Consider the following 24,648-nt stretch of genomic DNA (forward strand, 5'->3'; position numbering starts at 1 on the left):
CAGAAGAGCAGAGAGGGGGTTTCGTCAGTTAGCGACAACGGCATCCGGCTGTTTGCCCACCATCGACATCTGATTTGTGACCGGCAACTCGCGACCGGTGAGCAGCACGTGCCAGTAGATCCAGCGGAAGAAGAGTTTGCCCACATGGTTCAGGCGCGTTTCCTTCAAGAGCTTCATCGGTCCGAGTGCGGGGAGCGGATAGGTCCCCGGGAGCGGCTCGGTGTCGTAGTTGAAGTCGATCAGCGTCGCCTTCCCGAAGCCCGTTTCGATGAAGCAGTTGGCGTGCCCGTCGAACGAGGGCTCCAGCGGCTCTCCGTGGATGTGGTGCAGGATGTTCTCCAGGACGGTATCGCCCATGAAGTGCGCGACCGATCCCGCCTTCGACGTCGGGACGTTGGTGGCGTCACCGATCACGAAGATGTTGTCGTGATCCTTTGCCTTCAGCGTGTGCTTGTCGGTCGGGATAAAGTTGAGATCATCGAGGTCGCCCATATCACTGGCCTCGACAAACTCGGCGCCCTTGTTCACGGGGATGGACACGAGCAGATCGAAGGGCACCTCCTGGCCGTCATAGGACACCAGTGTTTTCGCGTCCTCGTCCACTTCCATGAGGTAGAAGTCCGAGATCACGTCGACGCCTTTCTCCTCGAGCAGTCCGCCGAGCACCTTCGTCGCCTTCGGCTTGGTGAACGCGCCGGGAAGCGGCGTGACGTATGAGATCTCGACCCGATCTCGCATGCCTTTTTCCGTGAAGTACGCATCGGCAAGGAAGGCGAACTCCAGCGGCGCCACCGGGCACTTGATGATCGACTCCGCCAGGTTGATCACCAGGCGGCCGCCCTCCCATGTCTCGAGCTTCTTCGCAAGGCGCGTGGCGCCGTCGAACGTGTAGAAGTCGAAGATATCGTTGTACCAGAGATCACCGTGGAGGCCCGGCGTCTCCTCCGGGTCCGGCGTCGTGCCCGTCGCGATCAGAAGCACGTCGTAATTCAGCGTCTGTCCATCCGAGAGATGCACAACGTTCTCTTCCGGCTCGACGCGCGTCACCTCATCCCAGATCACATTCGTGCCCTTCGGGAAGAAGTCTTCCTTCGGCCGCGTGACGTCGCCCTCATTATACATCCCGAATGGAATAAATAGGAAGCCCGGCTGATAATAGTGGACTCGATCTTTGTCGACGATCGTCAGACGCCATTCCGATCGGTCCAGCGCGCGAACAAGCTTGTTTAACATCATCGTACCGGCTGTACCGGCACCGAGAATAACAAGATCTTTCATGGGGTCGCGGGGCAATGTGATCATTCAGTGGCGCGACAAACATCCTCAACGCGCACCTTTATATTCTGTCACAAGAATCTATTAGTCAGCAAGGGATCTCTCGTAGTGCGTGCGGGGAGCATAAGGGTACCGGTGTAGGGGATTTTCGCACGCGGCCACATAACCGACGGTGCAGCCAGCCCCCACAGCCCGTCCCTCTCGCTCCCATCATGGAAACGAATCCGACCGGGATCGGTGAGACCGGAGACAGTCATTTACAGGATGAGGCGATCGCCCCAGATGTGCCCTGCCGGACGAACCGCAGCCGCCATCGCCAGTGAGGGTCGATTTCGTTTCCTCCGCTCGATCATGCCCGGAAATGGCTCGCCGTGCCCCATTCTCCAGGGTGGGCCTTGCTCCGCTCCCGGATTTTCCTCTCGTTAACGTTCTCTGAGCGCCGTGACTACTGCATCTGACGTACCGCGTTCTTCCACCACAACGCCGCATATCGTGGTGATCGAAGACGACGACAACTTGCTGCAGACGTACGGCGTCTTCCTTCGCCACTTTCTCTCGGCCGAACCGGTAAAGCTGTTCGACGCGATCGAGCCCGCACTCGAGTACTTGCGCGATGCCACCCCGGACATCATTCTGACAGATCTTTCGCTTCCGTCCGTGGAGGATGCCGGGGTCGTATCCATTCTCCATGACGCTGCGCCCGACGTGCCGATTCTCGTGATATCGGGCTCATCGTCGAACCGACTGGTCCGCGAGTCCCTCGACGGAGGAGCAATTGGTTATGTGTTGAAGGGCAAACGCAGCGAGATTGTCGAGGGCGTGGAGGCGGCTTTGCGTGGCGAATCGTACCTCAGCGGCGAACTCAGCATCTAAATTCATCTCTTTCCTTCCGAAACAAGTCCGTCCAGCCCAGACGGATGCCTGTCCCCCGCACGTTTCCCCCGAGTATGTCCGAGCATCGCCTTCAGAATGCCATCTACCAGTTCTTTCATGGGAAGCGTCATCCCATCACGATCCCAAACTGCGGGGCGTGTGGCGTGGGAAAAGCCGACCTCCTCTCCGTGACAAAGGCTCATCTCGTGCACGAAGTCGAGATCAAACACACGGTGGCCGACTTCCACCGCGACTTCGAGGAAAAGACGTACAAGCATCACGCCCTCGCAAATCAGAAGGGCTACCGAACGGCCAACTACTTTTGGTTCGGCGTGCCCGAAGACCTGATCGAGCCCGACGACGTGCCCGATTACGCGGGTTTACTGTACGTAAACGAAGCCGGGGGCGTCGATGAAATCATCTCCGCCCCCCGGATCCACAGTAAGAAGCTTCGCGAACGCGACCGTGCCTACATCGAGCGCGGACTCACGCTTCGCTACTGGAATACCCGCCTAACGTAGCAGCCCAGAGCTCAGAGCCCTAGGCGAGCGCGCTGAACCCTGAACTCTGAACTCTGAACCGTGAACTCTGAACTTTAGAGCTCATCTCCCGGGCTTTTCTGCTTCTCGAGTTCGTCGCCGGCTCCAGCGGCGATGCGAATCATCTTCGATAGAACCTCCGACGAGGCTTCGGCATCGATCTTCGCAACAAAATAGACGGTGCCGCTCCCATCTGCTGCCAGCGACCCGACGACCATGTCCCAGGAGGCCTCGATAGCCCACTGCGCGATCTCATCTGGAAGGGTCGATGTCTCGGACTTATACACGGGCGACCAGACCTCGCGAATCTCCAGTCCCTGGTTCTCCAGCGTATTGCTGATCACCCACACGAGCTGCGAACGATCCTCTTCCTCGAAGCCAACGACCATTTTGAAATCGCCATCGTCGTCAATTTCATAGTTCCAGTCTTCCGCATCGAGCGCCTTCTTGACGCGGGTATCGTACGATGCGGAGGAACTGCTGGACCCGATCTGGGCGGAAGCAGGAAAGACAGCAAGAGAGAGAACAACGGCGAGAAGCAGTGTACGCATGGGCAAGCGCGCGGCGAGGACAAAGGAAAGAGGAGGCGATCAGACATGAATCGCTCCCGGAAGATACGTAACAAGTCGCACTCTAACTCTCAGGATAATTTCAGAAGGTAGCCAGACGCCGAACCCTGAACCTTGAACTCTGAACCATGAACTCTGAACCGTGAACTGTGATTTCCCTTACTCATCCCGGAGCGTGGTCGCGGGGTTGAGGCGAGCCGCTCGGAACGCCTGTGTGCTAACCGCGAGGAGAGCGATCACAAGGCTGGCTGCACCGGCCACCACCAGCAATCCGACGCCAATGTCCGTTCGGTAGGCGTAGTAGGACAGCAATTCATTCATGGCGAAATACGAGATTGGCAACGCGACAAAAAATGCGAGGGCAACCAGTTGGATGAATTCGCGAGAGAGCATCCCGACAACCTGTGCTGCCGTGGCGCCCATCGCCTTGCGGATGCCGATCTCTTTCGCCCGTCGCTGGACCGTGTACGTCGCCAGCCCGAACAGTCCGAGGCAGGCAATCAGAATGGCCAGCGCTGCGAACAGCGTGAACAGCCGGCTTGCCCACTGCACATCGCGGTGAACCCGATCGTACCTCTGATCGAGGAAGGTGTATTGGAAAGGCGTTCCACCCGCGATCGCGACCCATGCATCACGGATACCGTCGAGCGCTACGGACGTATTTCCCGGAGTGAGGCGCGCGTAGATGCTCTTCGGGCGGCTGGGAGTCGAATTCGGATGATCGAGAAGGATGGCCAACGGTTTTACTTCCTCCCGCATGGACGCGTAGTGAAAGTTTTCGACGACGCCGATGACATCGTACGTGCACAACGTGTCGCACGACTGAAGTTGCTGCTGTAGAGGCTTATCCCACCCGTACAGGTCGACCGCCGCCTGATTGAGCACCACTGCGGTGGAATCACCTCTTCTCGCGGGGTCGAACGCGCGTCCCTTGACGATCGACATGTCCATCGACTCGATGAAGCGGGCGCCGACCTGCATGTATTTCAGCGCTTGAACGTCGTCTCCATCTCCGCCGACGGGCATGAATGAGGTCTGCGAGACGCCAGTGAACAATCCCTCTCCCATGGCGACGGATTGCACGCCTGAAACGCGCCGCAGACGCTCGACAAATACGTTTTGCTGCGCCTCCAGATCGTCGGACCGCTTGATCTCGACAACGCGCTCTTTGTCCAATCCGAGACGCTTCGACTGGATAAAGTCGAACTGGCTCTGCACAACCAGCGTCCCGATGATGAGGACGATAGAGATCGCAAACTGGAAGACCACAAGACCCTGACGCAACCGTCGCCCCTGGCCGCCCGAGGTCGTCGGACCGGACGCGCGCAGGACCGTGGACGGAGCGAAGCGCGATAGAACGAGAGCTGGATAACTGCCGGCAATGGCACCGATAACGACAGCCACGGCAATTCCTCCTGCGAGAACACCTGGACGGAGCAGACCCGATGCCGTCAGCGACGTACCCGCCAACTGATTGAAAAGAGGCAGCGTGGACATCGCGAGGAGAAAGGCTATCACCGTTGCGATCGCCGTCGTCAAAATGGCCTCACCGAGAAACTGTCCGGTAAGCTGCTCCCGCGCGGCACCGAGTGCTTTTCGCATTCCGACTTCCGTCGCGCGCTCCGTCGCACGCGCCGTCGCCAGGTTCATGAAGTTGATGCACGCGATCAACAGGACGAAGATGCCGACGAGAGCCAGCAGATACACCGTAGCGATGGAGCCGCTGGGACCAATGTTGTTGTACGGCGAATGGAGATACACGGAGGGAAGTGACTCGGCAACGAGGCGATAAACGAAGTTGTCCGACGGATCGCCAAATCGCTCCTGAATGTCTTCCATCGCCCGGTTCTCGACAACAGCGTCGAGTTGCGCCTGGAAATCTGCCGTCGTGGCCTCATCCACGAGCCTCGCATACGTCACATAGGCAAACCCTGTCCAGTTCTCCTTGAACACGTCGCGTATACCCTGCCGCCGAGCGACCGCTCGAAACTGAAGGTGCGATGTCTCTGGCACGTCCGCCATCACCGCGGTCACGCGCCGAAGCCCGCCGTCCATCTGCAACGTCTCACCGACAACATCCGTCCGGTCGAACAATTCTTGCGCGGTTGTCTCGGTAAGAACGACGGCATCGACCGGATTCAGCGCCGTGCTCCGGTCTCCCTGGATCACCTCGAAGCCGCCAAATACATCGAAGAACGTCGAGTCGGACTTCAGCGTCATGCGTTCAGACAACGACATCGACCCGCGGCGAAAGATGACGCGGCTGGGACGCACCCGCACGACGGCCTCGGCCTGCGGAATGTCGCTCCGAATCGCGGGAGCGAGCGGTGCTGGAACGCCAATGGTTTTGTTTATCGCATCGGTGATACGTGCCTCAAGAGCGACACGATGAATCCGGTCGGCTTCGGGATGAAAATCGTCGAAGCTCATTTCCCGCTCCACCCAGAGGCCGATGAGCAGGCATGCGGCGATGCCGATGGTCAAACCCATTACGTTGATGATCGTCGGGCCGATACGCTTACGGAGACTCCGTGCGGCGATCGTCAGGTAATTGAAGAGCATGGATCGATGCAATCGAGAAAGAAGCCGGCGAGGCAAAAGACGCTATCTGTTGATTGGTTACACAATCAGCGTTCCGCGGCGCCTACCCGAAAGGAACGGCCAAAAAGGGCGATTCCCGTCCCGCTGACCGTGCGCGATCGCACACGCTCCGTGCGTCAGCGCACAACGGGGTCCCCCGATCCGAACGCAACATCCGTTAAAGCGTTGCTCTCCCCGCAGTGCAAGCGACGACTTTCCTGACCCCGGTGCTTATGGAATCGATGCCATCCGATACGCTCTCCCCCTGGTGGGGCCCGGTCGATCTCGACCTGAACACAGCCGCGTGCTGGAACGTGGGCCCGACGACGCTCTGGGCGTATCGGACACCCCAGGACTGGCGGATTCTGTACTCGTCGACCGGCGACGCGATGCAGCACGATTCGTCGGTCGAAACTCCATTAGGCGTCGATCGCTGGGAGGAGATGGAGGCGCAGGCGCAAGCGGATACCGCCTTCACCCTCCATCGCCACACGTTTCGATCCACCCCGACGACGCTCGACATCCAACCCGTGAGCGCGGACCGATCGATTGTCGTGCGGCCGGAGCATCCGCTGTCTATTCCGCCCGGCGAAGAAGTCACGCTGTACCTCAGCCTGCCGCTCTGGATTCGAGTCGTCGCCGGGACGACCGCGCTGGAGGAGGTGCCGTCGCACCGACCGTCGGACACCTGGTTCGGCCCCTCGACACAGGAGGGCGAGCTATGCTACGCAACCAAGACCGCCGGCCGCCTCCGCCTCACCAATCTGCCCCTTCGCCCCCACCGCAGCGTCACGCCGCTCCGCATTCGCAACGACGCGCCTGACAGCCTCCCGCTGGAACGCATTCACGTCCCGGCTCCGTATCTTGCCCTGTATGCAGCGGACGGTGAAGACGCCCCCACCCACCTGTGGACGCAAGCCCTCACACTCACGCGAGACAAGGGCGGCGTCATCACCGAAGTGCGGATCCGCACCGGCCCACCGCGCGACCTGGAGGATGCTGTGCGCATTCAGGAACCGAGGCGAGAGATCAAGTCGGGGCTCGTCTTAAACACATTTCGCGCCATCGAAGGGCTCCTTGGAACAGCATAATATCCCGGAGATCCTCCGACAACAAGACTCGCGCCCCTTTCCCTGAACGAACCGACTTGGCTACATGGAGCAAGCGTGGAGCTTCATTGAACAACTTGCGGCAGACGAAGAGGTCATCGCGGCTGTACGCGCGGCCCTCAAGATTGGCATCGGCTTTCTCGTTGCGCGCCTCGCCAGCCATGCCGTGTCGCGCATGTTCGCGACGCAGACAACCGCACACCAGGAAATCCTCGCGCGCCGCGTCACGTTCTACCTCATCCTCGGCGTTTTCTGCGCGTCCGCGCTTTCGGAGCTGGGCTTTGACCTGGGCATCCTTCTCGGGGCCGCGGGGATTCTGACGGTCGCGCTCGGGTTCGCCTCGCAGACCTCCGCCTCCAACGTTATCAGCGGCCTCTTTTTGCTTGGGGAAAAACCGTTCGAGGTCGGCGACGTGATCCGTGTCGGCACTACGACGGGCGAGGTCCTCTCCGTCGATCTTCTCTCCGTCAAGCTGCGCACATTCGACAACCTCTTCGTCCGCCTGCCGAACGAGACGATGATCAAGTCGGAGATCGTGAACCTGCAGCGGTTTCCGATTCGCCGCTACGATCTCCAGGTGGGCGTGGCCTACAAAGAGGACATGCGGGCCGTGCGGGATGCGCTCTCTGAGGTCGCGGAGCAGCACCCGTTATGCCTGGAGGAGCCGGCCCCCATGGTTCTGTTCCAGGGGTACGGGGAGTCGTCGCTCAACTTTCAGTTCTCCGTGTGGGCCAGTCAGGAGAACTACATGGACGTGCGCAACTCCATTCCCGCCGAGGTCAAAGAAGCCTTCGACGCGCGTGGCATCGAGATTCCGTTCCCCCACCGGACGCTCGTCCCGGCAAGCAGCGGTGCACCGTTTTCCATTCAATCTGCCCACGATACCGCCGATTCAGCCTGACGCGCGCGGCCGCCTTCACCAACCGAACCGAATCTGCACGGCGTGCGCGTAGGTCGATCCATCCTCCGGGATGATGCCCTCTTGCCGACCATAGATGGCGTAATCGATGTAGACCACGCGCCCATCAATGCCAACACCGACCGTCGGGAGCCCCTGGCTGAGTCCCGCCCGAAATTGTAGCGGCCCAGCCTTCGTGTCGGTCCCCAACCGGAGGCGACGAAAAACGGACTGCCGCGCCCCGGTCGTCGAGGCCGTCGACCAGTCGAGGAGCACGGTGGTATCTCCCATACGAGGCATGTACCGCCGAGGGATCACGTAAGCCAGACCAAGGCGCATACTCGGTCCGTCGTAATCGTCAAGAAGAGACTGCGCACGTTCGACAGAACCGGGCTCCGGCTCGTCGTCAAATGCTCCGAAGAAGTCGTCTTGGTCGTACGATATGTTGCCTCCCACGAGATCGTACACGGCGAGTCCCGCCGTCAGCCCCTTTACCTGTGCGATGTCGTACTGAACACCGAGATCGACCGCTATCGTCGATCCGGACAGGACCGGAGGAACGTCATAATCCTCCACACGCTGCCGATACGTCGACACGTAGCGTCGCACGTAGCGAGTGGTCAGCCCGGCGCGAAGTCCGGTCATTCCGATCGGGACACCAGCTCCGACCGCAACGATGCCGTCGGTCTGACCAAAGACGGCAATGTCCGGCGAAACGCCACCGGGGATCGCTTGCGCTCGAGCCGTCTGCGTGACGAACGCGCCAGCACTCATCCCGACTCTGCCCGCCCGAAACGCCGCCGAGGGAAGCAGAACGGCCGACCGAAGCGTGAGCGGCCGTCGAAAAAGGTCGAGAGCCTGTCGCTCCACCTCGTCGACTTCCTCATCGGTTCGCTCCTCAATATCGGCGAGCTCGTCTTCGAACAGGTCGATCGCATCGCTGATGCGCCCCGGTCGGCCACTCGCCGTCACGCCAAGAACCGTAAACCTGGGCGCGTTGCCCCACGCTGCCCCCAGCTGAGCCGGATTGATCAACGCAGAGACGTACAGATCCGGTCGAGCTACCCCGGCGTCCCCGCGCGCAAGCATGTCCGGCAGGACCGGCATCGCGTGGGTGTCTGCGTAGCTTCCCTGCGCAGATGCATGCGGAGAAGGCGCGACGAGGGAGAACACAATCACAACCGCTGCAATCCAGGTGCAGCACGGTGAAATGAACGGTTGGTCGTGGAAATGCGTGGAGACGAAACGAATCCAGTCCTCACGCCAGACGGTGCATCGAAGGCGAGACATAGCCGGAGCACAAAGCGGGTCAACCAGAGACAAACCCGGATCCTGAATTCTTCTGTAGCACGTTCCGGGCAGGAATTGGTCGACACAGTACGACAAATTTCCGCTGTCGGACCCATCCTATGAGGACAGTGCACCGCTCCCCAAGGCGCAATTTTCCTGTCCAAATGGATATTGCCAGTGCTACACCAGCGTACCTCCTCTCAAGCGTGAAGGATGTTGCCACGCTCCGCTCAACACCCTACCACCGGGCCGTGTACCCGCGGAAGTCGAGGTGAACGAACGGACCACGGTGCGAGGCTGGGCCATACGTTCCGAGCCCGCCGATGAACGTCCCATCTTCGCCGGCCGCCGACTCGATGATGTCAGCCAGATACCGCGCATCCGCTTCGGTCACGCGCCCATCGCGGTTCAGGTCATCCATTCGGCCATCATTGTCTACGTCGACAAAAACGTCGGCCGCGTCACCGTAGAGGTGTCGGCTGTAAATGGTGGTGTTGCCAATGGCACGGTTGTAAAACGGCGTACGAAAACCGCTCATGACGTGAAGCGTCGCCGCGTCGTGGCCTTTCTCGCGGACGGCAGCCAGAACGTCCTCGAGGGCCTGAATGAGCTTCGTATCGAGGAGCGCGAACTCGGTCGTGCCCCCCTGCTGCTTGCAGAGAAACTGGGCCAGGCGAAAGTTGGGCGAGACCCGCACGTCGCGATTCGTCTCGGTCACACGGACAAAACCGCGAGGCCGCTCATACGTCTCCAGCCCGCCGCGGGCCTCGCTCTGGTAGCGTCCAATGCGATACCCCTCTATCGAGGTGCCCCGGTGATCCCAGGGCTTCAAGACAAAGATATGGAGTTGCAGCGACGCATCACGTTCGGTGTCGCGCACGGTGAGGCGGGCGGTGCCGGGTTTATCCGGGGCATGGTACAGCCACTGATTCCCGAGTCCCTGCACGGCCTCGCCTGCATTCGCTGTTACCTCAACGGAGCGCGCGTTTCCGATACTCACCGGGACGGATTCTCCGGGCATCACAGACACCGCCATGACGCGCTCGCGAATGAGGTCGTCGCCGAACCGGAGGCGAAGCGGAGATCGTGGTTCGTCCTCGTGCGCCGCGTCATCCTTCCAGGAGGCCGACAAGACGCCGGATGAAATCACAGGAGCGGGTGCGGTCTGAGCCATCGCTTCGCCATTGGGACGGGCACGCACCTCGTCACCCAACTCGGTTACGGACACGTAGCCCGTGAGAAAGAGAAGAACGACGCTGACGAACGCAACGGCTCGGGCGGTGCCACCAGGTAGAACAGGCATATGCAATCAGGGGTGCTACGGTGAAGCGGATGCTGAACGGCGAACCCGTTGTCAATGAACGGAATCCGCAACGACCTGAATGAAAGGACAAAATACGTACCGCCTGGCAAAAGATAGCGAACGGACGGGCGATTTCCCCGCTCGGTCTCCCACAACGTCAGGAGACGACCCTGCGATCCTCTAGAGCTTCGAGAAGCAACACGTCCCGACCATACACGTCGTTTCGGAAATGAACGTCGCCATTCTCGGTCCAGGTCGTCCAGTACTGCAGATGAACCAGGACACGTTCATTCAACACCACGGCTTGCTCCGTCGTACCATCCTGCATCGCGGTGCGAATCCGCTCGGGGGTCCAGTCGGGATGATCTGCGAGCAGATAGACCGCCAACTCCGCAGGTTTCGCCACACGGATACAGCCCGAGCTAAATGTCCGCTCCGCCTGCTCGAAGAGCCCGCGCTCCGGTGTGTCATGCAGGTAAACGCTGTACGGATTCGGAAACATAAATTTGACACGACCGAGCGCATTCCACGGGCCGGGATCCTGCCGGAGTCGGTATGGAAAGTTGGACGCCGACGTTGTAGACCAGTCGATCATGGCGGGGTCAACGCGGGCAGCGTCAGCGCCCCAGCCGCGAAACACCTGAATGCGCTGCCGCGCGAGATAGCCTGGATCCCGACGGATCATCGGCAGCTTATCTTGGACAGCCAATGATTGAGGGATGTGCCAATAGGGGTTGAAGACAAGGTAGGAGATTTCGTCCGAGAAGACGGGCGTCTGGCGAAACGGCCGTCCCGTGATCACCCGCATCGACAAGACGGAGCGCCCGTCCTCGATCACGTTCAGGGAAAAGCCGGCAATGTTCACCACGACATAGCGCGATCCCAGATTGTCGGGCATCCATCGCCACCGCTCGAGGTTTATGCCAATCTGCCGCACGCGCTGATCGGCTGACACGTTCATCGCCGCTCTCGTTGTCGGGCCGATCGCCCCATCGGTGGCGAGTCCATGCCGCCTCTGGAACCGAAGAACGGCCGCCCAGAGATCATCATCAAAACGATAGACGGTCTCGGCGGTCGACGTTGCTCCCGTATCCGCCGGTGCCGTCACATTTCGTTGCGAAAACGGAGGTGCCGAAGCAACTCGCGCTCGCACCGAGTCCACCGGGATCGGCAAATCTCCGGTGATAGCCAGCCGCTCCCGAACGACAGGGACTCGCGCATCGAGCTGACCGGCCTTCAATGTCGGGCCCTCCGGAATGGTCGGCCACCCTCCATTCTGTTCGAACTGCTGGTATCGTTGAAGGGCGCTGAGCAGCGAATCGTACGGCGCGGCCGACGGCTGCACCGTGGATAGAGCGGCATCCAGATCGCCGGTTCGTTCCAGGACGCGGAAGAAGACCTGTTCGTCCCGTTTCCGCGTGGGCGCGTCCCACAGAGGCGTCACCTCGCCCGGCGAGACGCGGCCCCATCCAAGATGGGCAGCATATCGGTACGCGGCATGCATGCACAGCAACTCGAGGTCTACGAGGCGCTGAACAGCCGTTGTATCGGTTGAATGAGCCGACTATGCGAGCGACTCAATGCGATCTGCAGGATAGTCTGCAGGGGATAGTCCCTGATCATCCGCATGGCGCAGCGCCACGACGAGTTGGTCGACGATTCCCCGCGGCCCGCTGGAATCGACCCAGAGCGGGCGAAAACTCGTCTCCTCGTACCACTGCATGATCGATCTGCTTCGCGCCGCGTCCGCCGTCGGCATCGCGTCCAGGCCCTGCGCTTCGCTTTCGATACGCATCCGGACGCCATCCGCGACGAGCCGGAGCGTGGAGTCTGGCCGAGACGGCTCTTCAACAACGGAATCCGCTGCAGCAGGTGGGGCATCGGTGTCGTCTGTTGCGGACGCGCCCTCGCCCTGATTGCATCCGGCCGTCAGCAAGATGACCGCGACAAAAAACAACAATATCGATCGCATAGCATCCTCTCCCGATGCAGGAAAATCGGAATTCGACGGGCGAATCACAGGCGATATCGCCTTTTGTCATATCATAATTTAGACGTCTCACCTGACTCATTGCTCCGTTTTCCCCTCCGCCGTTGGTTCACCAGGTAGATTGCCGGTGAAGGTTGAGATGGAGCATCGCGTTGTCGTTGACGAGCGAGGTCGGCTCGCATACCATGGAGAGACCGTCGATCCACTTGCCCGACTGAAATTCCCCGTGCCCCACTACCTGAATCTCGACGAATGGCCTCGGCGACCGCAATTCGACTTCTACAGCCGCCTCGACAACCCCTTTTTTAACGTCTGCGTGGACATCGACGTGACGGAGTTGAAGGCGTGGACGGATCGCCAAGATGCGTCCTTCTTCCTGGCCTCGCTGTACGCATCGCAGCGCGCGACGGAGTCCGTCCCCAATTTCCGGTATCGGCTCGATGGAGACCGCGTGCGCGTGCAAGACCGAATCGTCCCCGGCTGCACGATCTTACGGGACGACGACACCTTCGGGTTTGGCTACTTCGAGCCGGCCCCCACGTTCGACGAGTGGCAAGAAGCGGGGCGCAAGGTGATTGAGCACGTCCGTTCCACAGCGGGACTGGACGACCGACCCGACGACGGCGACATTTTGCACTACTCCGTCCTGCCATGGGTCTCGTTCACGAGCTTCTCTCACGCTCGCAGCTTCGGGACCGACGACTCGGTGCCAAAAATCGTCCTCGGACGCTTCACCGAGCGGGAAGGACGCCTCCAGATGCCGGTGTCGGTGGCGGTCCACCATGGCCTGATGGACGGGCTGCACGTCGGGCGCTACGTGCAACGGATGGAAGCCATCTGCGCGGACCCCGATCAGCTCGAACAGCCACACAGCGGTTAAAAAAGGAACTGGAGCGAGGCAAACCATCGCCTCCATGGGCACCAACGTTCAGTTGGAAAACATCCGAGTAGGCGCCATGGCAGGTGTCGCGATCGGACGCTAACAGCAGGCTACCGTCATTGATCGGAAGGTTACGTATTCATCAGATCAAACATCGTGGGGCTGTCAGCATCCATTCGACCGTCCTCCATCGCCTCACCCGGAGCGTCCTCATCCGCCCCTTGCTTTTGCCTGCGTTTACGAGGAGTCTCGACTTCCTCCATTCGGGACACGGCGCGCCGAAGCAACTGTAGGGTCGACTCGCTCGAAGCATTCGAATCCGGATGTTCGTCGCGCCCCTCCAACGCGTCCACCAACTGATGTAGAGAGGTACCGTCATCGACCGGATTGATCAGCACCCGGTTGATCAGATACCGAACAAAATGATCGACCGAAACGCCCAGATGCTCAGAAACACTCCGGAGCGCGTCGACCTGTGCCTGCTCGAGTTCGACCGTCATCGACTCAAATTCCTCCGGTGTCGAGAAGGCCTCCGTAACTGGAATTGTAATCATGCTAGGATCCGTTCACTGCGTTCGTCGAAAGACCGACTGGACTGCAGGATCGGTATCATGGGCGTGCCCGTCAACGGCATTGGTCGAATGATATCCCCCGTTCGTCGAATTCAACGGATGGATCTGCTCAACAGAAGCGCACGAGCAGGTGGAAATTGCCCCGGTCGCACGCATGTTTTTGCGAAAAGCCAAGCTCGCACGCCCCGGACTAGGCCTCATCCATCATTTCGAACATCGAGCGCACCTCCTTTCGTATCGCCTGGTTGTCAAGCGCCTGACGCTGCGTGACGTCATAAATTTTGGACAGCGCCTCCCGGATCAGCACCTGCGTTTTTCCACTGTCGCCTACCGCATCGGGCATATTTCCAAGTGCGTGATCCGTGTCTTCCTCCTGGTTTTCCATAAAAACCGGCGCGATCACCAGAAGCCGAACGACATCTTCGGGGGTCGTATTGCACGCCTCTGCCGTCTCGGCCAACCACTCCGTAGTTTCGGCGGAAAACTCTACGCAGAGAGTGTCACGGGAAGCCATCTTCGATCAAATGCTGTATTCAGAAAAAAGAATCGCGTCTGTGTAGCATCCGCTATGAACAAGAAATAGGCCATACCGACCCGTACGGATCGATATGACCTGTTCCTTACGGTTGAGGTGGTGTAGCGTCGATCAGGTCCGCTGATCACTCGGAAGGACCATCAATTCCTCGACGTCCACGCGGTCCGGCGCTGTGACGACGTATAGAATCGACTCGGCAATGTCGTCTGACTCCAGCGGCTCAATCCCGCTGTGCCGCTCCTCGAACATCTCGATCACCTCCTCATCGGTAATCGTGTTCGTGAGTTCGGTGTCGACCGCTCCCGGCTGAATGCTGGTCACCCGAATGTTGTGGTGGGGCGCCAGCTCTTTTCGCATGCCCTCGGACAGGGCGCGGACGAAGTGCTTCGTGCCGCAGTACACGGCTCCCCCGGGAAAGAGTCTCCGACCGGCCGTGGACGACACATTGACGATGTGCCCGCTCTCCTGCTCCAGCATCGTCGGGAGCACGGCGCCGACGCAGTGCAACACGCCCTTCACGTTCACATCGACCATCTGCTCCCACTCGTCCTCGTGGAGGTTCTTGATGAACGAGAGCGGCATCACGCCCGCGTTGTTGATGAGGATGTCGATGCTCCCGAAGGCTGCGAGCGTCGCATCGGCCAGCGCCTGCACCTGCTCGCGATCCGTGACGTCGGTTGCGACCACGATCGCTTCGCCACCGTCGGCCTCGATCTCCGCCTGAAGATCCTCCAGTCGGTCCGTTCGCCTTGCCGCCAGGGCAATCCCCGCCCCTTCCGCTGCCAGTCGCCGTGCTGTTGCTTCTCCAATGCCACTCGACGCGCCAGTGACAATAGCGCTTTTACCTGATAAATCGCTCATGATGGATCGATATGTCAAAAGAAACCGATAGGTCGATGGCAATGCGGAAAGCTCTCCGCAACGCCGTTTATCGTGACGCATCCATCCAAGCGTGGTTGCGCTCAATTCAGATGTTTACGTTTGGAGAGGCTCGTCCGGTTTGACGTCTACTCGCCTGCAGATGCACGCTGGAAACGATGGGGCGCTGGATCCCTCCCTCGCCCGTTTTGCCCCGGCAGGTACAAAAAGAACGGGGCCTGCCGGTGGGCAGCACCCCGTCTCGGTGGGGAGGTCGTCATGTTCGGTCGCGATTCAGGAACGGATACGCGTGCATCGAAGCGGGTCGTGGCGGCGACAATCTACAGCGCGATGCCCAGACCCGGAGCAAGGGGAAGGCGGTGGACTTGCGCGGTCACGCTAGAGCATTCGGACTCGGCGGGAACGACGGACGGAGCCGGCGCCACCGTAGCAGAGGTCGGCGACGTGACCTCGGTGTCGTGCTCCAGAATGCCCGCAACAACGGCGAGGCAGAGGGTCAGTCCAACGATGAAACGGCGAGCCCAGGCATAGCCGTGTCGGCGGTAGCGAAGTTGAGATTCGAGCGAGGAAGGCGTCATGGCTTCGGCGGTTCGGTCTGTTCAGGCGGGTGGCATACACGAGAACTGCAATCCGTGTACCGACACCCCTGAGACCCGGGAATCACCGAAATGGGTTACATGGTGCGCCAAATCGCACAGTTCGGGTGTGCGATATCGGGCAAAGACCCCGTGCCACCGGCCAGCAAGAGCGGTTCGACTACCGCTTCTGAGAGCGTGATGGCACCTTCGCAGCCTCCGTGAGAATCACGAAGTCGCCGAGCTCGCCGTGCTCCTCCGCGTCGAACGAAGAGGGATCATCGGCCGGCTCAATCATCACGACGAGAGATCGCGCTGACGGGCGGTAGTGCTGCAGCGCCTCGGGCGTCCCGGTGCCGCGAGAGACATGAAAGCCGCCGGTGATATGCACGACGAGAGACGCTGGTGCTCGAAGCAAATGACGGGCGATCGTGTGGGCCATGGTCGCGTCCCACAGTGCCTGCGCCTGCAGCATCGGCGACGGACCGCTCATAGCGTGTGGATGGCCGTGCGGGGACGCCTTCACCGAATCGGGCGCGGCGGCGCCGTGGTCGGCGGGCATCGACGCCCGCATCAGGTCGAGCCATTTCTGCTGATACGCGTCACTGGGACCGGGATAGGGAAGCGGCGCCAGCCACTGCAGCGCCCAGGACGACAGCGAGTCGAGCGCCGACCGCCCGCGCTGTGCCACACGGTTGACGTACCGGCGAGGAGCATTCGCCGCCAGCACAGGGTGATCGCCGGACCGTGCCCGCTCCACGAGCGGGTGATAGTCCGTGCGGTAGTTACTCCAGGCGCGCGCGTCGTCGACGAAATGCCGCTCCGTGATTGTACCCGCCAGATACTCGTCTACGATCGGCTGCACGTCGCGCTCAAACATTTCGAGCGACAGAGCAAGCGGTCGATTGGCTTCACGAGCTTCGGCTTCTGCCCGCCGAAGCAGCGAATCCTGCAGGACATGCGCCGTCGGATCGTCGTGCGTTTCACCAATGAATATCACGTCGACGGTGTTGAGCATAGCGACCAGGTCGTCCATCGTCGCCGGCGTACCGTCCGAGCGATAGATCGCGTACTCGCCCACCTCCGACGATTGTGCGTGGGCTTCGTCCATCCCCACGCCGACCACAGCGATAAGTCCGATGAGAACGGCCAGGAGTCGCATCACGAGTTTGGACGATAACGAAGACTGAACATGAGAAAGCCCCAGCCGAGACGGACCGGGGCTGAAGGAGGCGACGGGACCCGCCGCCCATGAACCGCTATTCGTCCTCTTCCTCGGCTTCCTTCTCCGCCTGAACGTTCTCGTACAGCTCGGCCACGAGCGTAGCAAGCAGTTCAGGACGGCTCTGTGCGAGACGCGACACCAGAGGGACGAACTCCTCGATGATCTCCTCCTCGGCATCCGTTTCGCGGTACTGCGTTTCGAGTGCGTCTTCGGCGACCTGAATCGGGTCCTCCGGCAGCTCGTGTCGCTCGACCTCGATGTCGTAGCGCCGGGCCATCCGGAGTAGCTCGAACTCGTCCTCGTTCGTCGCGAGGATGATCGTCGTGCCTTTCTTGCCCGCGCGAGCCGTCCGCCCGGAGCGGTGAATCAGGTACTCGCGATCCTGCGGCACGTCGTAAATGAAGACGTGGCTCAGCTCCGACACATCGATGCCACGGGCGGCCACATCCGTCGCGACGAGAAAGCGTGTGTCGCCTCCGCGGAGACGGTCGATCGCCTCTTCGCGAGCGGTCTGCGACAGATCGCCGGACATCTCCTCCGCCTGATAGCCCGAGTTATTCAGGAACTGGGCGACGTAGCTCACCTCGCGCTTCGTGTTGCAGAAGATGATCGACGACTCCGGCTCTTCCAGTTCGATCAGCCGGCGCAGCGTCGAGTCCTTCTGCATCGGCGGGACAAGGTAGTAGCGATACTTCATCTCCTCCACGCTCACCCGCTCGCTGCTCAGCGAGAGGAAGCCGGGATCGTTCAGGAAGTCGCGGGCGACCGTACGCACCTTCGCCGGCATCGTCGCACTGAACATGTACGACTCTCTGTCTTCTGGCAAAAAGTCCCGGATCTCCATCATGTCCGGGTAAAAGCCCATCGACAGCATCTCATCCGCCTCATCAAGGATGAGCGCGTGGATGTGTGACGCGTCGAATTTCTTCTTCTTGAGCAGGTCTAGCACACGACCCGGCGTCCCGACGACGAACTGCGCGCCATCCTTCAGTGCCTCGATCTGCGGTCCGTACCCAACTCCACCGTAGATGAGGACTGCCTCCAGCTCATTCGTCTGGGGTGTGGCAATCTTCATCCGCTCGAACTCTTCGAACACCTGACGCGCGAGTTCGCGGGTGGGCGTCAGAATGAGAACCTGCTGCTCTTTCTTGGACGGATCGAGCATCTGGAAGAGCGGGAGCAGGAACGCCCCCGTTTTCCCCGATCCCGTGCGCGACTGGACGATGATATCGCGCCCCGCGAGCATGTACGGGATGGCTTTCTGCTGAACCGGCATCAGGCTGGTCCAGCCGGCGGCGCGAACCGCCTGTTCGATATCGTCGGGAAGGTCATCGATGGTGAGTTCGTCGAGCGGCGGGTCAGGCTGCGGCAACTCCCCAACCTCGGCGCGGCGCTTCTTCTTCTGCGCCTTCGATGTGAGATCGATGACGCGGGTGTACGAACTCGGCGTATCTGAGGCCATAGTGGACGGATGTCCGGGTTTTCGAAAACAACATGGATGTACAAAGACACATCCTGCGCGTACTACGCAACGGCGGATCAGAACGATCCTCTGAGAGCAGAATTTGTCGGTCTCGTTCCGACCGAGCCGAACGGGGGATCCGCTCGGCGATTCGGCCGGGAAGACGTGCCTACATTGCGAGTCCGCCGTCGACGTGGAGAACGTGTCCGGTGATGTAGGAGGCAGCGGGCGAAGCGAGGTAAAGCACGGCATTCGCGACGTCCTCCGGAGAGGCGGGGCGGCCGAGCGGCACGGCATCAAGCATGGCGTCACGCGCATCGTCACTCAGCGCATCCGTCATCTCCGTGTCGACGTACCCTGGCGCCACCACATTCACGCGCACGCCGCGGGTCGACAGCTCTTTGGCGAGACTTTTCGAGAACCCGATGATGCCCGCTTTCGACGCAGCGTAGTTCGTCTGCCCCGGATTCCCCATCACGCCGACGACCGACGAGAGGTTGATGATGGTGCCTCCGCGCTGGCGCATCATGGGGCGATAGGCGGCTTTCGCGTAGTTGAATACGCCTTTCAGGTTCACATCGAGGACGGTGTCCCAGTCCTCCTCCTTCATGCGCAGCATCAGGTTGTCCCGTGTGATGCCGGCGTTGTTGATCAGCACATCGAGCGAATCCCAGGCGTCGGTCACGGCATCCACGTGCTTCTGCGCCACGTCGGTCTCGGCCACGTTGCCCTGCAGCGCCATCGCGTCGATCCCCTGCTCCTGCAGTTCCGAAACGAGCGCGTCCGCTTCGTCCGACGAGGAACGGTACGTGAAGGCGATGCGCGCGCCGGTGCTGGCAAACGCATCCACGATGGATCGGCCGATACCGCGGGTACCGCCGGTGACGAGAATGCTTTTGTCGCTGAGATCGATCTGCATAAAACCCTTCGGTGCGGTTACAGGACAGAAAATCGGGGACACTACCGGCCCGGAAGATTCGGATTGCGCGCCAGAATGACAACATCCTCGTCAAAATTTCCGCTCCCGTTGGGTTTTTCCCCTAGCGAGGCTACTCCGATGCCCCGTTCGCGGCCTGCGCCTGCTCCTCCATCGCCTCTTCCCACGTCCAGATAAACGTGTCGTCGATGCCCTGACCGAAGCGATTCACATCCATGCGGAGGCTCTGCGTGTTTGCCAGAATATCTTTTTCGTCCTGAATGCGCTTGAAAAAGAACGAATTCCGGCGATACAATACGCGCTGTCCATCCGGAAGGAAGCTATCCCGAATGGGCCCATAGTCGGACCGTGTCGCGTCGTATCGGGTACCGTCGTCAATCCTGATCTCGGCATCTGTATTTGGCCCAGGCACCGTACTCGCGTTTGCCGGAGCAAACCAGTAGACGTCGATCTGAATCTCGTTTCGGGTTTCGTTCTTTCTCTGCTCGACTAACTGCAGGGCACGGTCTTTCGTCAGCCCGGAAATGCCCATCTCTACCTGCAGTGACAGTATCGATAGGTCCATTCCCCAGAGCGTAGCGTAGTCCGACACGCGTCCGACGCCCCGTCGCTGCAAGGCGTTGCGGCGCGTGGCTGACCAGTCGCGCGTCAGTCCGCGGTAGCTCTTCTCCGACTGAATCTCGACCGTCCGCTCTTTCTCAACGACGGACACGTACCGCAGTGAGTCCGGATGCGATGGCACATCTCGCTCGAAGGGTAACGAGAAGCGGGCGATGTCGGCCACCTCGAACGTGTCCGTCTTGCTCGTGCTGCAACCGACGAGCAATGGAAGCGCGACTGCGACAGCGAGAAGTGATCGAGTAAACAGGCGAGAGATGGTCATAGCCGGACCCGGGACCAGGAAGTAGGAGCACGTCCCTATAGGATACAAAAGGACCCGCGCTTTTGTTAACATTCCAGGAACGACGATATGGAAATTGATCGTCATCCGTACACGAGAATGGTCCTCTCGCGTTGTCGGGATGACGTCGTGGGGATCATACGGCCCATTCGCGAGATCCGATATCGACAAAAAAACGGCCTCCGACGCAGTGCCGAAGGCCGTTCGATCCTACCAATAGTGTTGGACCGTGCTAGCTCCGTTCGCCCACGATCGCGTCTAGTTCTTCGGGCGTGCCGGCACCGGCCGTTTCTACGTCGCGACCGAGCGTTCGGCGGACGAGTCCCTGTAGCACACGTCCTGCGCCGACCTCGAAGAAGCGATCGGCTCCGTCGTCATGCATCCCGCGGAGCGTCTGCGCCCAACGCACCGGCGAAAGCAGCTGGTCGATCAAGCGCTGCCGGATCTCATCCGGGTCGATCGTCGGCTTCGCCGTGACGTTGAGATAGACCGGGCAGGACGGCTCCTGAATGTCGACGGCTTCGAGCACCTCGGCCAGACCGTCGCGCGCGTAGTCCATCAGCGGCGAGTGGAACGCTCCGCTCACCGGTAGCGGAATCACGCGGCCGTCGATCCGCTCCGTTGCCTCCGTAACCGCGCCTTCGTCGCCCGAGATGACGACCTGTCCGGGCGCGTTGAAGTTGGCGGGCTGAACGACCCCGTCGGTTTCTTCCGTGATCGCCGTGCAGACCGCTTCGACATCCTCATCGTCCACGCCGATGACAGCGGCCATGGCACCGGGACGCTTGTGTCCCGCCTCGGCCATGAGTTCACCGCGACGTCGAACGACACGCAGCCCATCTTCGAAGGAGAGCGCACCAGCAGCGGCGAGGGCGCTGTATTCCCCGAGACTGTGTCCCGCCACCATATCGGGTGCGATGCCTTCCGCATCCAACACGGCCATTGCCGCCATGCTATGCACGTACAGCGCCGGCTGTGTAATCTCCGTCCGCTTAAGCTCTTCGTCCGGATTCGCTATACTTGTATCCAGCCCGAACATCAGCGTCAGAAGGTCGACATCGAGGATCTCGTTGGCAGCCTCGAAGCGTTCGCGTGCCTCCGGGCGCCTGTCGAAGAGATCCGAGCCCATGCCGACGGCCTGCGATCCCTGTCCGGGAAAAAGAAAAGCGGTGGCCATAGTGTTTTTGTGTTGATGCGTTAAGGCGGTGAAACGTTGATACGTTGGTTCGTTGAACTCTGAACCTTGAACCCTGAACCCTGAACCTACTCCCCGTACGCCCAGGTCAGGTATGTGGCGCCCCACGTAAAGCCGCCGCCGAACGCCGTAAGTACGATGTTGTCGCCTTTTGAGAGTTCATCCTCCCAGTCGTAGAGGCAAAGCGGAATGGTGGCGGCGGTCGTGTTGCCGTAGCGGTCGATGTTGATCATCACCTTGTCGGACGTCAGCCCCATGCGCTTCGCTGTGGCGTCGATGATGCGGAGGTTCGCCTGGTGCGGGACGAGGAAGTCGACATCGTCTCCTGTAAGATCGTTTCGCTCCATGACCTCGACACAGACATCGGCCATCGCGGTGACGGCATGTCTGAAGACCGGCCGCCCGTCCTGGTGGATGTAGTGCATCTTAGCATCGACCGTCTGGTGCGTCGGCGGGTTGAGACTCCCGCCGCCTTTCATGCACAGGAGGTCGCCGTGCTCGCCATCCACGTGTTGGACCGCATCGACGAGGCCGTGCTCCTCACTCGGTTCGAGGAGGACGCCGGCCGCGCCATCGCCAAACAGGATGCAGGTCGTTCGATCGGTGTAGTCGACGATCGAGCTCATCTTGTCCGCGCCGATCACCATCACCTTCTCGTAGCGCCCGCTCTCGATGAGCTGCGAACCCGTCGTGAGCGCAAACAGGAAGCCGCTGCACGCGGCCGACAGGTCAAAGCCCCATGCGTTCGTTGCGCCAATCTTATTCTGTACCAGGCACGCGGTCGCCGGAAAAAGCATATCCGGCGTCACGGTCGCCACGATGATGGCGTCAATCTCTTCGGGGCCGATGCCACGCTTCTCGAGGATTTCCTTCGCCGCTCCGGCCGCCATATCCGACGTGGCTTTGTCTTCGTCGCGGAGGATGCGGCGCTCCCTGATGCCGGTCCGCGTACGGATCCACTCGTCACTCGTATCCACCATCTTCTCCAGATCGGCATTTGTGAGCCGCTCGTCAGGAAGAAAGTGGCCGACGGTCGTGATGGCTGCGTTAATGCGCGGCTGTGCTTCGTTTGTGCGTGGCCGTGCTGCGCTAGAGCGCGAAGGCTGGGCGGACATAGGGATGGAGATAAAGCGCGCGAAAAAGAGGAAACGAGAACATTCGCCCGGGGGCTCGAACCGAACGTCCGAGGTGTCGGACCAGAGGATCGGCACAAAGCCGACCGATCGGATCTGCTGGGCGGCAACCACAGAGACGTGCGTTGCGACATCACGCAAAGCCTGCCTCCGAAGGAAGCATGCTTCGTAAGAAAGGCGAACCGCTATCGCGGATCAAGCCCTGTGAACCGAGAATCGACGAACTCGTGCGGTTTGCGGCGGTGGTTTGATTCCACACGCACGGCGAGACCGAGACCCGGCCTTCGGAAAGGAAACACTCGGGATACACAGGAGCCTCGCGAACGACGAGGGGCAAAACGGTCTCTGACAAAGACGCGGTCGGGAGCTACTCTCCGAATGCGTCCTTCAGCTCATTCACGACGTTGGAGCGAACGAGGTCGGCCGTGGCGTGGATCATTTGCTCGATCGCATCGGCATTCGACCGGCCGTGGCCGATCATCACATTGCCGTCCACGCCGAGAAGCGGTGCACCTCCCCGGTGATCGGCATCAAACCCCTTGCTGACTTCACTGAGGACGCCGGCGACGACCTGCTGGTCCTCCGGCGGAAGCTGTTGGCGCTCCATCTCCTGAGCCGTCATTTTCTTCAGGACCGTCGTCATGCTCTCGCCGAACTTCAGCAAGATGTTGCCGACGAAACCGTCGCACACAATGATGTCCGCGGCGTAGTCCAGCAGATCGCTCCCCTCGACATTGCCCTTGAAGTTGATGTCTTCTGCCTCCCCGAGCAGATCGAAGGCGGCCTTCACCTGCTCATTCCCCTTACCAGGCTCTTCGCCAATGTTCAGAAGACCGACAGACGGATTCTCCGTACCAAGGACGTGCTGAGTGTACACACTCGCCATCCGGGCGAACTGAACGAGGTGCTCTGGACGGCAGTCTACGTTGGTCCCGATGTCAACGACGATCGAGAAGCCACGCAGGGTAGGAAAATATCCGGCAATCGATGGACGCTCCACGCCGCTGATGCGCCCGAGCGTGAACATCGAGGTCGCCATGACGGCGCCCGTATTCCCGGCACTGATAAACGCATCGGCGTCTCCTTTCTTGTGCGCGCCGAGTCCGAGATGGATCGACGACTCCCGTTTCTTCTTCACCGCAGCCGCCGGAGAGTCGGTCATTTCGATCACGTCCGGGGCATCTACCAGCTTGAGCGGTAGATCGGACGAAACGCCGGCCTCGTCGAGAAGGGGCTGTACGCGGTCCGTGGGGCCGAAAAGCAGAATCTGGAGCGGGTCGTCCGCCGATTCGAGAGCTGAAATCGCTCCCTGGATGACGGCGTTTGGGGCGTTGTCGCCCCCCATCGCGTCCACTGCAATACACAATGCCATACGGCCGAAGTGAGGTCAGTCCGGAAATCTACGAAGAGGAAAAGGGAATACCCGAGCGAGCACCGGGCAACCACCGCGCCAACATAGCACGGAGTCGCCATGAGTGCAACGCAACGGTAAACGATCAACCGATCCGAAGCCCGTGATGACGGACCAACGGCCCAGTAGACCATAAAGAAATGCACGCTCTGCTCACCGTGCCACCGCTTCGTGGGGCGTGGGTGCAGGGCGTGCTCATTTCTCTGGCCGTTCATCGGGCACGACACATCGCGGCTCGATCTTGCCGATCCAACCCGACGTGAGGCACAACCTAGATGGTCGGTGCCTTCAGCAGGCGACGCACCGTTACAGCTGGTATTCGGCCGACGGCTCAACGATCTGGCGGCCGCGATAGTGTCCGCAGTGGTTGCACACGCGGTGCATCACCTTTGGATTACCGCAATTGCTGCAGTCCATCAGTTGCGGCGCCTTCAGCGCATTGTAGTACGTGCTACGGCGCTTGCGAGTGCGTGACTTGGAATGTTTTCTCTTCGGAACGGCCATGGCTAAGCAATAA

At 60.6% G+C, this 24,648-nt stretch carries 23 protein-coding genes and 1 pseudogene; 5 read left to right on the forward strand and 19 right to left on the reverse strand.

What is annotated here, in order from left to right; genetic code table 11:
• Nucleotides 1–24: 24 nt before the first annotated feature.
• Nucleotides 25–1,278 carry a type III sulfide quinone reductase, selenoprotein subtype gene (gene sqr, locus CRI94_RS13425; RefSeq protein WP_098077207.1) on the reverse strand — a complete coding sequence of 418 codons (1,254 nt, stop codon included), beginning with the start codon at nt 1,276–1,278 and terminating at the stop codon, nt 25–27.
• 438 nt (nt 1,279–1,716) lie between these two features.
• Here sqr and CRI94_RS13430 point away from each other — a divergent pair, with 438 nt between their 5' ends.
• On the forward strand, nt 1,717–2,148 hold the full coding sequence (locus tag CRI94_RS13430) for a response regulator (RefSeq protein ID WP_179862311.1): 432 nt from the start codon (nt 1,717–1,719) through the stop codon (nt 2,146–2,148).
• Nucleotides 2,149–2,222: 74 nt separating this feature from the next.
• Nucleotides 2,223–2,669, forward strand: a complete 447-nt coding sequence (locus tag CRI94_RS13435; protein WP_098076720.1) for an MmcB family DNA repair protein — start codon at nt 2,223–2,225, stop codon at nt 2,667–2,669.
• Between the two features lie 74 nt (nt 2,670–2,743).
• On the opposite strand, the gene CRI94_RS13440 is transcribed toward CRI94_RS13435, so the two are convergent.
• On the reverse strand, nt 2,744–3,238 hold the full coding sequence (locus tag CRI94_RS13440; protein WP_098076723.1) for a YbjN domain-containing protein: 495 nt from the start codon (nt 3,236–3,238) through the stop codon (nt 2,744–2,746).
• Nucleotides 3,239–3,415: 177 nt separating this feature from the next.
• Nucleotides 3,416–5,818 carry an FtsX-like permease family protein gene (locus tag CRI94_RS13445; RefSeq protein WP_098076727.1) on the reverse strand — a complete coding sequence of 801 codons (2,403 nt, stop codon included), beginning with the start codon at nt 5,816–5,818 and terminating at the stop codon, nt 3,416–3,418.
• Nucleotides 5,819–6,069: 251 nt separating this feature from the next.
• On the opposite strand from CRI94_RS13445, the gene CRI94_RS13450 reads away from it, so the two are divergent.
• The gene (locus tag CRI94_RS13450; protein WP_098076730.1) at nt 6,070–6,927 is read left to right on the forward strand and encodes a hypothetical protein; all 858 of its coding nucleotides are present in this window, start codon (nt 6,070–6,072) and stop codon (nt 6,925–6,927) included.
• A gap of 64 nt (nt 6,928–6,991) precedes the next feature.
• On the forward strand, nt 6,992–7,846 hold the full coding sequence (locus CRI94_RS13455; RefSeq protein ID WP_098076733.1) for a mechanosensitive ion channel family protein: 855 nt from the start codon (nt 6,992–6,994) through the stop codon (nt 7,844–7,846).
• Nucleotides 7,847–7,861: 15 nt separating this feature from the next.
• Here the strand turns inward: CRI94_RS13455 and CRI94_RS13460 are convergent, their stop codons facing one another.
• The 4 genes and pseudogenes from CRI94_RS13460 to CRI94_RS18045 form a co-directional block, all read right to left on the reverse strand.
• Nucleotides 7,862–9,133: a hypothetical protein gene (locus CRI94_RS13460; protein WP_098076736.1), complete on the reverse strand. Its 1,272-nt coding sequence runs from the start codon at nt 9,131–9,133 to the stop codon at nt 7,862–7,864.
• Between the two features lie 238 nt (nt 9,134–9,371).
• Nucleotides 9,372–10,436 (reverse strand): D-Ala-D-Ala carboxypeptidase family metallohydrolase, encoded by a 1,065-nt coding sequence (locus CRI94_RS13465; RefSeq protein ID WP_098076738.1) that lies wholly within the window; start codon nt 10,434–10,436, stop codon nt 9,372–9,374.
• 157 nt (nt 10,437–10,593) lie between these two features.
• On the reverse strand, nt 10,594–11,397 hold the full coding sequence (locus CRI94_RS17920; RefSeq protein ID WP_342751895.1) for a L,D-transpeptidase family protein: 804 nt from the start codon (nt 11,395–11,397) through the stop codon (nt 10,594–10,596).
• A gap of 9 nt (nt 11,398–11,406) precedes the next feature.
• Nucleotides 11,407–12,408: pseudogene (locus CRI94_RS18045) on the reverse strand (L,D-transpeptidase scaffold domain-containing protein); the annotation flags it as partial.
• A 157-nt stretch (nt 12,409–12,565) separates the two neighbouring features.
• On the opposite strand from CRI94_RS18045, the gene CRI94_RS13480 reads away from it, so the two are divergent.
• Nucleotides 12,566–13,306: a chloramphenicol acetyltransferase gene (locus CRI94_RS13480; protein WP_143815405.1), complete on the forward strand. Its 741-nt coding sequence runs from the start codon at nt 12,566–12,568 to the stop codon at nt 13,304–13,306.
• 131 nt (nt 13,307–13,437) lie between these two features.
• On the opposite strand, the gene CRI94_RS13485 is transcribed toward CRI94_RS13480, so the two are convergent.
• From CRI94_RS13485 to rpmF, 12 genes are all read right to left on the reverse strand, one after another.
• Entirely contained in the window at nt 13,438–13,860 is a 423-nt protein-coding gene (locus CRI94_RS13485; protein ID WP_098076747.1) for a hypothetical protein, read from the reverse strand.
• A 208-nt stretch (nt 13,861–14,068) separates the two neighbouring features.
• Complete coding sequence (locus CRI94_RS13490; RefSeq protein WP_098076749.1) at nt 14,069–14,392, reverse strand: hypothetical protein; 324 nt, start codon at nt 14,390–14,392, stop codon at nt 14,069–14,071.
• Nucleotides 14,393–14,524: 132 nt separating this feature from the next.
• The gene (locus CRI94_RS13495; RefSeq protein WP_098076751.1) at nt 14,525–15,274 is read right to left on the reverse strand and encodes an SDR family oxidoreductase; all 750 of its coding nucleotides are present in this window, start codon (nt 15,272–15,274) and stop codon (nt 14,525–14,527) included.
• A gap of 338 nt (nt 15,275–15,612) precedes the next feature.
• Entirely contained in the window at nt 15,613–15,870 is a 258-nt protein-coding gene (locus tag CRI94_RS13500; RefSeq protein WP_098076753.1) for a hypothetical protein, read from the reverse strand.
• A 178-nt stretch (nt 15,871–16,048) separates the two neighbouring features.
• Nucleotides 16,049–17,029 (reverse strand): ChaN family lipoprotein, encoded by a 981-nt coding sequence (locus CRI94_RS13505; RefSeq protein ID WP_098076755.1) that lies wholly within the window; start codon nt 17,027–17,029, stop codon nt 16,049–16,051.
• Between the two features lie 97 nt (nt 17,030–17,126).
• Entirely contained in the window at nt 17,127–18,554 is a 1,428-nt protein-coding gene (locus CRI94_RS13510) for a DEAD/DEAH box helicase (protein WP_098076757.1), read from the reverse strand.
• 169 nt (nt 18,555–18,723) lie between these two features.
• The gene (gene fabG / locus CRI94_RS13515; protein WP_098076759.1) at nt 18,724–19,473 is read right to left on the reverse strand and encodes a 3-oxoacyl-[acyl-carrier-protein] reductase; all 750 of its coding nucleotides are present in this window, start codon (nt 19,471–19,473) and stop codon (nt 18,724–18,726) included.
• Nucleotides 19,474–19,603: 130 nt separating this feature from the next.
• Entirely contained in the window at nt 19,604–20,374 is a 771-nt protein-coding gene (locus tag CRI94_RS13520) for a hypothetical protein (protein ID WP_143815406.1), read from the reverse strand.
• 250 nt (nt 20,375–20,624) lie between these two features.
• Nucleotides 20,625–21,569 (reverse strand): ACP S-malonyltransferase, encoded by a 945-nt coding sequence (fabD, locus tag CRI94_RS13525; RefSeq protein WP_098076764.1) that lies wholly within the window; start codon nt 21,567–21,569, stop codon nt 20,625–20,627.
• 86 nt (nt 21,570–21,655) lie between these two features.
• Complete coding sequence (locus CRI94_RS13530; protein ID WP_098077209.1) at nt 21,656–22,702, reverse strand: beta-ketoacyl-ACP synthase III; 1,047 nt, start codon at nt 22,700–22,702, stop codon at nt 21,656–21,658.
• Nucleotides 22,703–23,087: 385 nt separating this feature from the next.
• Nucleotides 23,088–24,092 (reverse strand): phosphate acyltransferase PlsX, encoded by a 1,005-nt coding sequence (gene plsX, locus CRI94_RS13535; protein ID WP_098076767.1) that lies wholly within the window; start codon nt 24,090–24,092, stop codon nt 23,088–23,090.
• A gap of 345 nt (nt 24,093–24,437) precedes the next feature.
• Nucleotides 24,438–24,635: a 50S ribosomal protein L32 gene (rpmF, locus tag CRI94_RS13540; protein WP_098076769.1), complete on the reverse strand. Its 198-nt coding sequence runs from the start codon at nt 24,633–24,635 to the stop codon at nt 24,438–24,440.
• Nucleotides 24,636–24,648 lie beyond the last annotated feature (13 nt).

The sequence above is a fragment of the Longibacter salinarum genome, from assembly GCF_002554795.1.
Lineage (GTDB): Bacteria > Bacteroidota > Rhodothermia > Rhodothermales > Salinibacteraceae > Longibacter > Longibacter salinarum.

Bases quoted from the DNA above. Each gene is read 5' to 3' on its own strand.
- sqr (WP_098077207.1), bottom strand. From the start codon at position 1,278: ATGAAAGATCTTGTTATTCTCGGTGCCGGTACAGCCGGTACGATGATG.
- CRI94_RS13435 (WP_098076720.1), top strand. From the start codon at position 2,223: ATGTCCGAGCATCGCCTTCAGAATGCCATCTACCAGTTCTTTCATGGG.
- CRI94_RS13440 (WP_098076723.1), bottom strand. From the start codon at position 3,238: ATGCGTACACTGCTTCTCGCCGTTGTTCTCTCTCTTGCTGTCTTTCCT.
- CRI94_RS13445 (WP_098076727.1), bottom strand. From the start codon at position 5,818: ATGCTCTTCAATTACCTGACGATCGCCGCACGGAGTCTCCGTAAGCGT.
- CRI94_RS13450 (WP_098076730.1), top strand. From the start codon at position 6,070: ATGGAATCGATGCCATCCGATACGCTCTCCCCCTGGTGGGGCCCGGTC.
- CRI94_RS13455 (WP_098076733.1), top strand. From the start codon at position 6,992: ATGGAGCAAGCGTGGAGCTTCATTGAACAACTTGCGGCAGACGAAGAG.
- CRI94_RS13460 (WP_098076736.1), bottom strand. From the start codon at position 9,133: ATGTCTCGCCTTCGATGCACCGTCTGGCGTGAGGACTGGATTCGTTTC.
- CRI94_RS13465 (WP_098076738.1), bottom strand. From the start codon at position 10,436: ATGCCTGTTCTACCTGGTGGCACCGCCCGAGCCGTTGCGTTCGTCAGC.
- CRI94_RS17920 (WP_342751895.1), bottom strand. From the start codon at position 11,397: ATGAACGTGTCAGCCGATCAGCGCGTGCGGCAGATTGGCATAAACCTC.
- CRI94_RS13480 (WP_143815405.1), top strand. From the start codon at position 12,566: ATGGAGCATCGCGTTGTCGTTGACGAGCGAGGTCGGCTCGCATACCAT.
- CRI94_RS13485 (WP_098076747.1), bottom strand. From the start codon at position 13,860: ATGATTACAATTCCAGTTACGGAGGCCTTCTCGACACCGGAGGAATTT.
- CRI94_RS13490 (WP_098076749.1), bottom strand. From the start codon at position 14,392: ATGGCTTCCCGTGACACTCTCTGCGTAGAGTTTTCCGCCGAAACTACG.
- CRI94_RS13495 (WP_098076751.1), bottom strand. From the start codon at position 15,274: ATGAGCGATTTATCAGGTAAAAGCGCTATTGTCACTGGCGCGTCGAGT.
- CRI94_RS13500 (WP_098076753.1), bottom strand. From the start codon at position 15,870: ATGACGCCTTCCTCGCTCGAATCTCAACTTCGCTACCGCCGACACGGC.
- CRI94_RS13505 (WP_098076755.1), bottom strand. From the start codon at position 17,029: ATGCGACTCCTGGCCGTTCTCATCGGACTTATCGCTGTGGTCGGCGTG.
- CRI94_RS13510 (WP_098076757.1), bottom strand. From the start codon at position 18,554: ATGGCCTCAGATACGCCGAGTTCGTACACCCGCGTCATCGATCTCACA.
- fabG (WP_098076759.1), bottom strand. From the start codon at position 19,473: ATGCAGATCGATCTCAGCGACAAAAGCATTCTCGTCACCGGCGGTACC.
- CRI94_RS13520 (WP_143815406.1), bottom strand. From the start codon at position 20,374: ATGACCATCTCTCGCCTGTTTACTCGATCACTTCTCGCTGTCGCAGTC.
- fabD (WP_098076764.1), bottom strand. From the start codon at position 21,569: ATGGCCACCGCTTTTCTTTTTCCCGGACAGGGATCGCAGGCCGTCGGC.
- CRI94_RS13530 (WP_098077209.1), bottom strand. From the start codon at position 22,702: ATGTCCGCCCAGCCTTCGCGCTCTAGCGCAGCACGGCCACGCACAAAC.
- plsX (WP_098076767.1), bottom strand. From the start codon at position 24,092: ATGGCATTGTGTATTGCAGTGGACGCGATGGGGGGCGACAACGCCCCA.
- rpmF (WP_098076769.1), bottom strand. From the start codon at position 24,635: ATGGCCGTTCCGAAGAGAAAACATTCCAAGTCACGCACTCGCAAGCGC.